At 38.4% G+C, this 13,366-nt stretch carries 11 protein-coding genes; 1 reads left to right on the plus strand and 10 read right to left on the minus strand.

Annotated elements, in window-relative coordinates:
- Positions 1–1,535 precede the first annotated feature (1,535 nt).
- On the minus strand, positions 1,536–2,573 hold the full coding sequence (locus QWY93_RS04575; RefSeq protein WP_290246995.1) for an RluA family pseudouridine synthase: 1,038 nt from the start codon (positions 2,571–2,573) through the stop codon (positions 1,536–1,538).
- Between the two features lie 44 nt (positions 2,574–2,617).
- Here QWY93_RS04575 and QWY93_RS04580 point away from each other — a divergent pair, with 44 nt between their 5' ends.
- Positions 2,618–3,556 (plus strand): 1-aminocyclopropane-1-carboxylate deaminase/D-cysteine desulfhydrase, encoded by a 939-nt coding sequence (locus QWY93_RS04580; protein ID WP_290246996.1) that lies wholly within the window; start codon positions 2,618–2,620, stop codon positions 3,554–3,556.
- Positions 3,557–3,572: 16 nt separating this feature from the next.
- Here QWY93_RS04580 and QWY93_RS04585 read toward each other — a convergent pair whose 3' ends face one another.
- From QWY93_RS04585 to QWY93_RS04625, 9 genes are all read right to left on the minus strand, one after another.
- Positions 3,573–4,754, minus strand: a complete 1,182-nt coding sequence (locus tag QWY93_RS04585; protein ID WP_290246997.1) for a CynX/NimT family MFS transporter — start codon at positions 4,752–4,754, stop codon at positions 3,573–3,575.
- Between the two features lie 76 nt (positions 4,755–4,830).
- Positions 4,831–5,865: a ferrochelatase gene (gene hemH / locus QWY93_RS04590; RefSeq protein WP_290246998.1), complete on the minus strand. Its 1,035-nt coding sequence runs from the start codon at positions 5,863–5,865 to the stop codon at positions 4,831–4,833.
- Positions 5,866–6,018: 153 nt separating this feature from the next.
- Complete coding sequence (locus QWY93_RS04595) at positions 6,019–6,510, minus strand: DUF4168 domain-containing protein (protein WP_290246999.1); 492 nt, start codon at positions 6,508–6,510, stop codon at positions 6,019–6,021.
- 200 nt (positions 6,511–6,710) lie between these two features.
- Positions 6,711–7,946 carry a cation:proton antiporter gene (locus QWY93_RS04600; protein WP_290247000.1) on the minus strand — a complete coding sequence of 412 codons (1,236 nt, stop codon included), beginning with the start codon at positions 7,944–7,946 and terminating at the stop codon, positions 6,711–6,713.
- A 10-nt stretch (positions 7,947–7,956) separates the two neighbouring features.
- Entirely contained in the window at positions 7,957–8,787 is an 831-nt protein-coding gene (locus QWY93_RS04605) for a universal stress protein (protein ID WP_290247001.1), read from the minus strand.
- A 233-nt stretch (positions 8,788–9,020) separates the two neighbouring features.
- A complete protein-coding gene (trxA, locus tag QWY93_RS04610) occupies positions 9,021–9,326 on the minus strand; it encodes a thioredoxin (protein ID WP_290247002.1) in 306 nt (101 codons plus the stop codon).
- A gap of 217 nt (positions 9,327–9,543) precedes the next feature.
- Positions 9,544–10,122 carry an OmpH/Skp family outer membrane protein gene (locus tag QWY93_RS04615; RefSeq protein WP_290247003.1) on the minus strand — a complete coding sequence of 193 codons (579 nt, stop codon included), beginning with the start codon at positions 10,120–10,122 and terminating at the stop codon, positions 9,544–9,546.
- A 19-nt stretch (positions 10,123–10,141) separates the two neighbouring features.
- Entirely contained in the window at positions 10,142–10,663 is a 522-nt protein-coding gene (locus QWY93_RS04620; protein ID WP_290247004.1) for an OmpH/Skp family outer membrane protein, read from the minus strand.
- A 2-nt stretch (positions 10,664–10,665) separates the two neighbouring features.
- Positions 10,666–13,362 (minus strand): BamA/OMP85 family outer membrane protein, encoded by a 2,697-nt coding sequence (locus QWY93_RS04625; protein ID WP_290247005.1) that lies wholly within the window; start codon positions 13,360–13,362, stop codon positions 10,666–10,668.
- Positions 13,363–13,366 lie beyond the last annotated feature (4 nt).

The following is a 13,366-nucleotide window of genomic DNA, read 5'->3' on the forward strand; positions in this document are numbered from 1 at the left end:
CTTTAATTTTTTCATATTTTTTAATAATTCCATGTTTATAAAATCATTTCATCAACTGATAGCTTGATTTCACCTAAAAAATTAGCAAATATTCAACGATTAACTACAATTATATTGACCACTCCCACTCAGACAACATTACCCAAAAGATCAAATTAAAAATTCAAAATATTATTTTGAATTCGCTTTAAATCAAGCCTGGAATTAAAACAAAAAAAGCTATGAAAATTTTTCATAGCTTTTAGTCAATTAACAATAAACCCAAAATAACCTGCTGTAGGAGAAGGAATCGAACCTTCAAAAGAAATTTATTTTCCTTTTCCAATTTTGGACTTCCTCCTTATCTGAAACATCCAATTAATAACCCTACAGTTAAAGACCGTTAACCTTTATTTGATATTACAAACATAATACATTGACATTAATTTTCAAATTATTTCAAAATATAAATTGATTATTTGCCGATTATTAATAAATAAACCATTTTTATTAAAAATTAAATAATTTCAAACTTTAATACCTTTAAAGAATTTTATTCTGCATGTTATATTTTTATATTTACTTTATTTTTTATTTGAATAAACTAAAGTAGTAATATAAAATATAATAAAACACCCTTGATTTTAAGGCTCTCAGAAATCTACCATGGAACAATTAATAGCTGAAATAATTTCATGATGGTTTTGCTCTTTCCACCCGAACCTGCAATAAGGGCTGTTATTAAAAAAAATACTCATGAGGAATATTTTAATCTCTTTTTTCATAACAGGATTATTTACAACCTCATTGGAGCTTTGAGTTAATATTAAATATTTAATTTCTGCCTATTTTTTACTTTTGTGGGTCAAGTTTGAATGCTGTGGATTAATTTCCTTTGGTGGTCAAAAAAACATGGAAAGTAAAACTTATACCATCAACTGAAGCAACAATTTATTTTGCTCCGTTTAAAAGAAAACACAAGGAGTTTGTGGTATCCATAATTATTCCACCAAATATCCCGGGCCCCTGAATAAGGATTACTTTTAATAAAAATGCCTTACCCGAACTGGTTTTCTGATTGATTCTTTTTGTTTTCTTTGCCGGCCTTTTTTTATTACTGGAAGATTAAAGTAAAAAATTCTTCAAAAAAAAAGCTATGAAACAGAATCTCATAGCTTTTAGTCAATTAACAATAAACCCAAAATAACCTGCTGTAAGAAAAGGAATCGAACCTTTCTGCTTTACCTGAAAGCTCCATGCCTAAAAAGACACCTTACAGTTTTCAATTTCCGGGATGCTTTCTTTCCCGATCACATTGCAAATATACACCAGGAACGTTAACCCTAAAAATTTTACAAAAAATTTAACATTATTTTACATTTACACCACATAATTCACCCATCTGTTAACATTTATTAAATCAATTAAATATCAATCCTTTTTTCGGAAAGCAAAAATAAATGACTGTTGGTTCAATTTTAACAGAATAAAACTAAATCAATTAATTAATTCTCAATTTTACTAAACGGATACAGCACAGGTAATACCTACATTTATTAACCATCCAAATTCACATAATCCTCCCATTTCTTAAGCACTTCTGCCATATCCTCCGGCAATTTAGCCTCAAAGAAGAGTTTTTCTTTGCTAACGGGATGGACAAAACCAATAGATTTTGCATGCAAGGCCTGCCTGGGCAAAACTTTAAAGCAATTTTGAACGAAAGCTTTATATTTTGAAAATTGGGTACCTTTTCTGATTTTATCTCCACCATACATATGATCATTAAAAAGGGGATGGCCCAAATGTTTCATATGGGAACGGATTTGATGAGTTCGGCCAGTTTCCAATTTACATTGAATCAAAGAAACGTAACGGAGTCTTTTGATGACTTCCCAATGGGTAATAGCATGTTTGCCTTGGTCACCTTCGGGATAGGTATTCATTACTTTTCTGTCCTTTGCACTTCTTCCCACATGGGCATCGATGGTACCTTCATCATCTTTGGGCTCACCCCAGACCAATGCCTCATAGGTCCGTTCGATGGTATGGTCAAAAAATTGTTTGGCCAAACCGTTCATAGCAATTTCTGATTTTGCTATTACCAGCAAACCACTTGTATCTTTATCAATCCTGTGCACCAGTCCTGGTCGCCCGGTATTACCTGGCATTTCAGGTAATTGATTAAAATGATAAACCAAACCATTGACCAGCGTCCCCGTCCAGTTTCCATAGGCAGGGTGAACCACCATTCCTGCCGGCTTATTCACCACCAACAAATGATCATCCTCAAATAAAATATCCAAGGGGATATTTTCGGGGATCACTTCTGTCTCCCTTGGGGGATTCAACAGCATAACGGTAATCACATCCCCCGGCTTGACCTTATAGTTGGACTTACAGGAGGCATTATTTACTTGGACATATCCATTATCTATGGCCTGCTGGACTTTATTACGGGTAGCATTGGCTACTTTTTCTGTTAAAAACTTATCAATCCGCATAGCAGCTTGTCCCGGATCTACTTCCAGTTTGAAATGCTCAAACAAATCTTGACCATTCTCGTTTTCCAATTCTTCCATTTCTTCTGACATATTGCAAAAATACGGGTATGTTCAAAAGAAATTAATAATTTTGGATGAAATCAATTATTTTCTCCTTGATTAAAGCCAATAAGATCCCCATAAGCAAAATCATACTGGATGAGCTGGAACCATTCCAGGTGCAGTTGTTTCTAAAAAGATTGGATCACATTCACCCTGCAGTTAGTGGCAATAAATATTATAAACTGATCTATAACTTAAGAGAGGCCAAAAAATTGGGGTATAAAAAGGTACTTACTTTTGGAGGAGCCTTTTCGAATCATATTTTTGCCACAGCAGCAGCAGCAAAGGATTTTGGACTCCAAAGCATTGGAGTTATCAGGGGGGAGCCCACTTTACCTCTAAACCCCACCTTAACTTTTGCCAGGGAAAAAGGTATGGAGTTAACCTATTTGAATAGAAAACAATATCGCATTAAAGATTCTCCTGAAATACTTAAAAAATTAGAAGACCAGTTCCCCTCCTTTTACCTCATCCCGGAAGGCGGAACAAATGCCCTTGCCATTCAGGGAGCAGGAGAAATTTTATCCCCGAGTGATTTTGAAATGGATGTCATTGCCTTAAGTGTTGGCACTGGAGGAACCATTGCTGGTATTCTTTCCAAAGCAGAGCAAAACCAAAAGGTCCTGGGCTTTCCTGCCTTAAAAGGAAATTTTGTACAAGATGAAGTCAAACACCTATTAACGCAAAACAGTATCCATCCTACATGTGAATGGGAAATCATCGGAGATCATCATTTTGGAGGCTACGGAAAATTCCAGCCAGAATTGATAGATTTTATTAAATATTTCAAAAATAAAACCGGGATTCCCCTGGATCCCATTTATACCGGGAAATTAATGTTTGGAATCCTAGAAGAAATCAAAAAAGGTAGATTCCAAAAAGGCAATAAAATAATGGCCATTCACACAGGCGGATTACAGGGAATAGCAGGTTTTAACCAACGTTTTGGGGAAAATCTTGAATCTCAATAAAGTTTTTTCAAAGCACTCAAACTTTTACATCTCTCCCCACTTTAGTACCCAAATAAATAATCCCAATGGCACAAACTATCAATATAACCACCAAAAGGTTCCATTCTCCAAACAAATCAAAAAGGCCTCCCATCAAAACAGGTCCCAAGGCCGCCAAATAATAACCAGTAGATTGGGCCATCCCTGAAAGGCCTGCGGTATTCTCCCCTTCAGAACGAAGGCTAATCAAGGTATAAACCAAACTAATACTTGCTCCTAAGCAAATCCCCACCAAAACCAACCCAGCATATATCCATTCAGATTGATGAGTAAACAGGGTTGCAAACCCCAATATATACCCAACTCCTAACCCTACTGCGGTTTTAACCTGTTCTTTATACCGGACTGCGATCAAGGGAGATAAAAAAGCCCCCAACAAGCCAATTATTTGCATTAAACTTAAAATCAAGCCTGCTTGAGAAACCGTAAAACCTTTCGAAATTAACAAATCGGGCAACCAAGCTATCAAGGTAAAATAAATCATAGACTGGATCCCCATATATAAACTCACCTGCCAGGCCAATCTTGATTTCCAAACTTTCGATTTCCCTTTTTGGCCCCCTTCTTTGCTTTTAGTCTTTTGTTTTCGCAATTGGGGAATCCAGAATAATATGGTCACTAAGATCAATATTATCCAGCTCAAAAGTGAACCTCTCCATCCCAAACCCAGATCAAGAGCTAAAGGTACACTGACCCCAGAACCAATGGCTGCAAACAGTGACATGCCTGTGGTAAAAAGACTGGTCATCAACCCCAACCTGTTTGGCATCCTTATCTTGATTAAAGGGATCAAAAGCACATTGCAAATAACTATCCCAATCCCCGTAAGGCCAGTCCCAAAATACAATAAAAACACGCCCCCTTGCACCCTAATAAATAGCCCCAGTCCCGTTAATATCAAGCCCCAAAGGACTGCCCGGCTAATGCCTAACCAATCACCAATCGTGGAAGCAAAAAGGGAAAAGGTTGCAAAGGTCAACAAAGGTAAGGTGGTCAAAAATCCAGACCAGGCATTGGACAAATTTAAGTCCTCCCTGATCAATGGAATCAAAGGGCCTACAGAGGTAATGGAAGGCCTTAGGCTAAATGACACAAGCAAAACACCTATTATCAGCAATATGCTGGATTCAGATTTACTTGAACCTTGGGCATCTTCCATAAATTATTACCAGGGATTTGGAAAGGGATTAATCTATCCTCTATATTTATATTGATAAATTATTGAACTGGCTTATTTAGGAGTTTTTTATTACCAGGTCTTTGACACAATCCACCCAAGTGGGATGGGAATTTAAACTTGGCACAAGGTCCCATTGCTTGCCTCCTAACGCTTCAAAATTCTCTTTGTACTCTTCCCCTACCTCAATGGTTGTTTCCAAACAATCCGCAACAAAGGCAGGGGAAAATGCTAATACTTTATTATGCCCTTTTTGTGCCAATTCCTTTACCAAATCTTCGGTATAAGGCTGTACCCATGGGTCTTTACCCAAACGGCTTTGAAATGAAGTATATACTTTGGATGGATCCAGGTCAAGATTTTTGGCTATCAGCCGGGTGGTATGATAACATTGGGCCCGATAGCAAAAACGGTTTTCCTCAGTCAATTTGCCGCAACAAAATTCATTTAGCTTACAAAAACCATCACAAGAGGCTTTGTAAATTTGCCTTTCAGGAAGCCCATGGTAGGAAAACAAATAAGCATCATACCTTTCTTTTTCTAATTTTTCACGCGCGATATTGGACCAAGCTTCAATAAACAGACGATTGTCCATAAATTGAGACACAAAATTCAGGGAAGGCAGGACTTGCCAATCTTTGGCTACCTCGATTACTTTTTGAATTACAGATCCGTTGGTGGCAGAAGCATATTGAGGAAATAAGGGCAGAACAATAATTTTTTCAACCTTGGCAACTTGAAGCTTTTTCAATCCATTTTCAATACTTGGGGATTGATACCGCATGGCAATTTCCACCTGATACCTATTTTGATCAAGCTCTTCTTCCAATTTTTCTTTTAAATCTTTGGTATGAAACAGCAAAGGGGAGCCACGATCCGTCCATAATTTTTCATATTCCTTGGCAGATTTTGGAGCCCGAAAAGGCGCGATGATACAATTCACCAAGAACCAACGGGAAAGAAAAGGGATGTCAATCACCCGGCCATCCATCAAAAATTCTCTAAGATATTTCCTCACATCAGAAACAGAGGTACTGTCCGGGGTTCCTAAGTTGACCAATAAAATTCCAATCCTGGCTGAATTATTTTCCATGGGCATATGGGGCTTTTTTAGAGAAGAACCAAAAATACTATGTAATGTTTCAAAAAACCAATTTATTCCCAGAACTGCTTTTAAGGGGATTTGATGCCAATAAAAAAAGCGGATCTAAGATCCGCTTTCCTTACTTGACATGGAGAAATGTTTTTATTCCTTTTCCATTTCTTTCTTAATTAAATCATCTATTTTTTTTCTTACTTTATCACTTTGATTGTAGGCCAGGGAAATTTCCTGAAATTTCTGTAAAGAAAGCTCATTATTTGTAATTACTTCCTGCACTAGAGTTTGCACTTCTTTTTGCATCTTCATTACACGCTGTCCTGCTTTGTTAAATTTGGCAAGCTCCTCGGCATTGGATGAAGCATCTTTAAGGCCTCCAGTCTGCTGAGCCTGTGCAAGCTCCTGAAAGCGCTTAATATCTAATCCTTCCTCCTGAATTACTTTCATCATCTTTCCTTGAACTTCCTGCTGTACAGGGATGATCTCCGTATTAATCTTAACAAATTTTTGATACTCTTCATCGGTAAAATCCTCATTCACCTCTAGGGATGCTTGCTGGGCCATAACTGGTAATCCAACCATGCAAATCATCAAAACGGAAAATAAACTAATAACTTTCAGTTCTTTCAAATAAGTCATAAACGGTTAATTTTTCATTTAAGTTAACCCTCAAGGTACAAAACATAGCAACCAATGCAATATTTAGAGGTTTTAACCGGAGAATTTAACTCTTTTTAACTTCCCGGGGAATCACACCTAAATTATAATACTTGATTATTTGCTTTACAGAAATTTAGGGCACATCTCCCAAACAAAATAATTCCAAGTATTTTTTTGAGTCATTTAAGTTTATATTTCAAACTCCATTTCATCAAAGGGCCACTACTCATACTGGTCACAATGGCCATAATCACGAGCGCAACAAAAAGCTTTTCGTTAATCAATCCGTTTTCCAAGGCAATCAACCCCAAAATAATCTCCATGGCACCTCTGGCGTTCATACCAAAACCCACCGCCAAGGATTCCCTAAGGTTAAAACCACCTCTTATAGCTCCCACCCCACTTCCAAAAATTTTTCCTGCAAAAGAAATGGCAAGAACAGCAAGGGTTAACCATATTTCAAAATTGGTGAAAAAGTTAATTTTTAAGCCTATTGATACAAAAAACAAGGGAGCAAAGATGTTATTAATAAACTGATGAACTATTTCTTTGGCCCGTTCAGACATATGCTCTGAATCCCCCAAAGCCACCCCCATCAAAAAAGCTCCAAAAATCGCATGGATGCCCAGCCATTCGGTAAATGCCCCCGCCAAAAAACAGGCCACTATAGAAATAGAAAGCACCCCCCCCGGCCAGGCCAATTTTTTATTAATCCAAGGAAGGGCCCTGTTGATAAAAAATTTAACTACAGTAACCATCAACAAGGTAAAAACCAGCGTCACCCCAATAGTTTGGAAAAGAGATAGGTTACTGCCCTTTCCCATAAAAGATAATATCACTGAAAATATTATCCATCCTATAATATCATTGACCATGGAGGCCGCCACGATCAACATTCCCATTTTGGACTTAAAAAGGTCCAGGTCCATTAGAATCCTAACCACTACAGGAAGAGCTGTTATGGACATTGCAGTACCCATAAAAAGGGAAAAAAGGAGTTTATCCCCTTCTGCCAGGCCAAAAAAACCAGAAAAATAATAGGGAAAGACAAATCCCAAACCAAAAGGTATGATCAGGCCCAAAATGCTAATGTTCAAAGCTGACTTTCCCTGGGACCAAACCAAATGGAGCTCTACTTCTAAGCCCGCAATAAAAAGCAATAAAATCACGGCTATGTGAATGATCCCGTCCAATGCTACATTGGCTCCTTGATGCATGACAAACAATTGACCAAAAAGGTCGGGAAAAACCATTCCCAAGACAGTAGGTCCTAAAACTATCCCTGCCAAAAGCTCTCCAACTACCCCGGGCTGGTTGACCTTTCTGGCTCCCTCAGCAAATGCACGGGCAAAAACCAACATCACAGCAAGCTGCAGCAGCAAGTTGATAACTTCACTGTGGGTCAATTTGTCCATAAAAAATAATTTACTTTTTAATGATCAATAGGTTACAGGGCAAATTGCTAAGTATATCTTCAAGGTCATGGGGGAATAACCGGTCAAAAAAGGTTAAGTTTTTCTCTCCCCCAACAATCAATAAATCTGCATGAATTTTTTCTGAAAATTTGGCCAATTCCACAGCCCACCTGCCACCAGTCACTTTAATATGTACCTTCAAATTCCCCTTATCAATATTAGCCAAAATATTTTCAACATAGTCCACCTCATTTTGGATCAAATGTTTTCTCAACCTAGAAACATCCTCTTCACAGTCTTCCCCCGCAGTAGCCATTTGCATCCCGTACATTTTGATCTCATTCAAAATAAAAACCTGGTCAGCCTTTTCTATTTTGCACCATTCCAGGCCCTGTCGAATCACAAATGGGGTTTGCTTTTGCTCGGTACCATTGATGACTACTTTTTCAAAATGCCCCGTCTGAATGCTGGGTTCAATCAACATCAATACAGAACATTTGGCTTTACGGATTATTTTTCTGGCAACCGATCCAATATAATAGGTCAATAAATTCTCCTTCTTCAATGCCCCGGCAATCAAAAGGTCCACCTCCTCCCGATTACATACCTGGATGATGGTTTTAGCTGGCTTTCCTTCTTCCCAAAAAACCTCCGTTTTAGCTGGATTTATTTGATACTTATCCAAGAGGCTCAGTAGCCTTCCTTTTTTCTCAGGGGTTTCCTTTCCCACATGAATGAGGATCAAAGTGGAATCTAAAAGGTCCCGGCACCTTTTGGCTTCACAAATCATGGCATCAATCCGAGGGGAGAAGGCTACCGCTAGGGCTACTTTTGAATACATATGTGAATGGAACTAAGGTCTTTTGTACTTAAATTATAAAAAAATCTCATATCATTTATAAAAATCTGAAAAGTATTATTAATCCTGCCTATTCCCTCCTGATTTTAGATGTCACTGTTCATGGGGGCCAATCAATGATGTCAATAAGGTCAAAAAAACGGGGAAATTAGATAGAAGCAGGTTCTAAAAATTAATTTGGAACCCAAAAGCAAAAAATATTAAAAAATCTTTTTCTAAACACAACCTTTTAGTTTCTGAAGCAAATCCCTTTTTGTCATCACCCCACCCTTTCTCCAAAGGATTTTTCCTTTTTTAAAAAGGATAAAATGAGGCACCGACCGGACAGCAAAACTTAATGCAGCTTGCTGGTTTTTGTCAATATTTACCTTTAGGATTTTTACCTTTCCGGAGAACTCTTCGGCCACTTCTTCTAAAACAGGATTCATAGTTTGGCATGGCCCACACCAATCCGCATAAAAATCAACTAAAATGGCTTCTTCTGAGTGCCTGATGATATCTTTAAATTTCTTCTTGGCCATATTTTCTAAAGGGTTAAAGTTGAAAATAAAATAAATATTAAGCCCTTATTTAAGTTGGAAATGGGAATTTCTAAATCCTGATTGATAGTGTCAGTGAACTTTTTGACCTTTACTTAGGGATCTACCGCTTTTAAATAATGGTTTACAATGTGATTTAAGATAAGGGCACAAAAAAACCCGGACAAGGCCCGGGTTTTACTAAAGATTTCTTTGTTTTTTAGTTATTTCCTGGAGCTCTTGTTGGCAATTCAGGATTTTCAGGCATAGATTCTGGAAGATCAATTCCCAATTCTTCAGCTACCAATTCAGTAAATTTATCTGCTTCCTTGGTATATAGGAGCACTGGAGCTTGTCCAGCAGTTTCAGAGAAGATATGGGAATAATTGTGTTCAGCAGCTACAGAATTGATTGCATTGAACACTTTGTTTTGTACAGGTTCCAGCAATTCACTCAATTTTCTTTGGTAAGAAGTCTGGGCATCTTGCTCATATTTCTGAACTTCCTGTTGCAATTGTTGGAGTTCTTTTTCCTTGGCTGCTCTAGCATCTTCTGTCATGGTTTGGGCAGCTTGTTGGTAAGATTGCACCTCTCTTTGGAAGTTCTGAGTCTTGGTTTGGATATTGGTTTGCAACTGCATACCATAATCTTTGATATCAGCATCAATTTGCTCCATTTCTGGCATCAGGCTCATCAAAGCTTCAACATTGGTATATCCAATTTTAATATTATCCTGGGCTTGGGCTACAAGACCGAAGCCAAACAAAGCAATCGCTGAAAGGATGATTCTTAATTTCATAATTTTTGTTTAATTAAATTTATTTATTTTCTTCTAATCCTAATTCTTCCAAGACAAAGTCTGAGTAATCATGGACCGGGTCGGTATAAATCATAGATAAATCTGCCGCCTTGTCAAACATAATTGCTATTCCCTGTCTTTTTGCCACCTTGTCGATAGCATCAAATATTTCAGATTGAAGGGGCTGCAACAATTCGGCCTGTTTTTGATAATATTGGCCTTTTATGCCAAAAACCCGGGTGTTAAAGGCCGTTGCTTCCTTTTCCTTTTCTTTAATGGCCTCCAATCTTTCATTGTACATTTCCTCTGTCAACAAAACTTCTTCTGCTTTTAGGGAATTGTACATTTCTTTTATCTCCTGCTCCAAATTCTGTGCCTCTTTTTTCCAGGCATTACCCAATGCCTTTAAATCCTCCTGAATTTTTTTATACTCAGGATGTTTATTTAGCACATATTCCGAGTCTACAAACCCTATCTTCTGGGCCATAACACCAGAAGATAGCAACAGCAGCAAAAGTAATAATTTTAAACACTTTTCCATGTTTATCTAAACTGTTGTCCGATGGTAAAGTGGAACATTCCTCCACTTGGCTGGTCACTACCTGGTGCTGGATCAAACCCATATCCCCAATCGATACCCAATAGGCCAAAGGCAGGCATAAAAATCCTTGCCCCAAAACCTGCAGATTTTTTCAAATCATAAGGGTTAAATTCTGCATATTTCCCCCAGTTGTTCCCTGCTTCAGCAAAGCCAAGTAAAAAGATGGTTGCCGATGGGTTGGGAGAAACCAGGAACCTCATTTCCATTACATGTTTGTTGTAAACAATCCCTCCAAAAGGATCTGCACCTGCCTGTCCTCTTGTTTCTCTTCCGGGAGTCAAGACCTGGTTTTCATAACCCCTCAAGCCTACAATTTCCTGGCCAAGGGAGAAGTTATTGAAGGTCATACCATCACCCCCCATTACAAATCGTTCAAGTGGGATAATTCCTATTTTGTTGCCATAAGACCCCAGGAATCCCATATGGGTCCGGGCACTGACTACAAATTTGCTTGAACCAAACATAGGAGAGTAGAACTTGGCATCAAACATCCATTTATGGTATTCAAGCCATTTGTATTTCTCCTCATCCGGGGATTCCCTGCTTATATTATTATTAAATGCTGAATATGGCGGTGTGAAGCTAGCACTAAGGGAAATATTGGATCCCCGTCTTGGATAAATGGGGCTATCCACATTACTTCTGGAGACAGTAGTATTCAGGGTCAAACTGTTGGATTTCCCGGTAGCATAGCTCAACCCAAAGCTTCTTCCAAACTCATCAAACTCATATATCTGGAATTGGATGGAATTACTGATATTAAAGTAATCATCAGGCCAGGTCACCCGCTTGGCCAAACCAAGGGTCAGCCCGGTAATTTTGAAGAAACCAAGTTCATTTCCAAAGTTGGAGCGGTCGTATAGATCCAATTGCCTTTGCACGGAATGGTTAAAGCTAAAGGAAAGTGCATTGGGTTTCCTTCCTCCAAACCAAGGTTCGGTGAAGGAGAAGCTGTAATTCTGGAAGCTTTTTCCATTGGCCTGTACCCTAAGGGAAAGCTTTTGGCCATCTCCGACGGGCAGAGGTCTCCATTTGGAGAAATCACTGATATTTTTTATGGAAAAGTTATTAAATACCAATCCAACAGTTCCCACAAATCCATAGAAACCTCCCCAACCACCTGATAACTCGATTTGGTCATTGGGTCTTTCTTCCAGTTGGAATGTGATGTCCACAGTGGCATCCTCAAAATTGGGCTGCAAATTAGGTTCTATGGTTTCAGGGTTAAAATAGCCCACCTGCGACAATTCCCGTATGGTTCTAACCAGTAAAGACCTGTCAAATTTCTGCCCAGGCAAAATCCTGATTTCCCTCATGACCACATGGTCGGATGTCCTCTCATTACCCTCAATAGAAACACTATTTACAGTAACCTGAGGACCTTCAAAAATCCTCATTTCAATATCAATGGAATCTTTTTCCACATTGACCTCTACAGGTTCAATGGTAAAAAAGAGGTAACCATCATCTTGGTAAAGGGAGCTGATATCATCCCCTCTGGTGGGATCATAATTGATCCGTTTATCCAACAGTTCCTTATTATAAATATCCCCTTTATCAATCCCCAGCCTATTATGGAGTTCCTCATTAGAATGGATGTAATTACCGGTAAAGGTAATATCGCGGTAATAATACTGTTTCCCCTCCTCTAGCTCTATATCAATATTTACCCTTTGGGGATCAAAGGTGTACACAGAGTCCCGGAGGATTTCTGCATCCCGGTAACCTTTGTTTTGGTAAAAGTTGATTACTTTTTCCTTATCCTTTCTGAATTCTTTTTTATTGAATTTGGAAGAATTGAAGAAATTGAGTTTAAAGTTTTTATGGATATAGGTTTTTACCTCCTGATCAGTAACTGGATTTGTTTGAGAAATGGCTTTGGAAACATCTTCAGCATCTGCCTCAAACAAGCGGGTAAATAAATCCCTGAAAATATGAACACGGGCATGTTCATTGGTCTTTTTCATTTTTTTCTTGACCTTGGCATCAGCAAAATTTTCATTTCCAGCTATCTTGATTTCATTAATTTTGATCTTGGACTTTTTGTCCACATCAAACCTTAGCTTAACACTGTTTGGAAAAGTGGTATCCCTTTCTTGCAATACTCTTACATCTGCATTTAGAAACCCTTTGTCTACAAAAAACTCCCTGATATTTCTTTTGGCAGTATTAAGCAGGTCATCACGAACCACCCTACCCCGAATATTGACCTTATCTCTAAGCTCACTTTCCTGGGTTTGGGTTACCCCACTGTATTCCACTCGGCTAAACCTGGGCCTTTCAGTCAAGTCTAAAAGCAAATAAATATCGTCACCTTCGATCTTGGTAACCATCACCTTGACGTCCCCAATAATTCCCTGGGACCAAAGCTTCTTCAATGCATTGGAAATTTCATCGCCGGGAACATTGATTTCATCGCCCACTTTCAGGCCAGAAAGGGAAATGATGGCCGTTTCATCCAAGGTAGAAAGCCCCACAGCCTTAATCTCAGCTATGGTGAACTTTTTTGGATTGGCATAATTTAAATCAACAATATCTACTGGTTTTTGAACGGAATACCTGCTTTGGCCCAATCTGATCTGGGCTTCGGCTATTCCGGCAAAAAGGAGTAAGCAGGCTACAATTAAGCTTCTTCTCATTAAT

Origin of the sequence: Echinicola jeungdonensis (assembly GCF_030409905.1) — a bacterium.
In the GTDB taxonomy this organism is placed as follows: Bacteria; Bacteroidota; Bacteroidia; order Cytophagales; family Cyclobacteriaceae; genus Echinicola; species Echinicola jeungdonensis.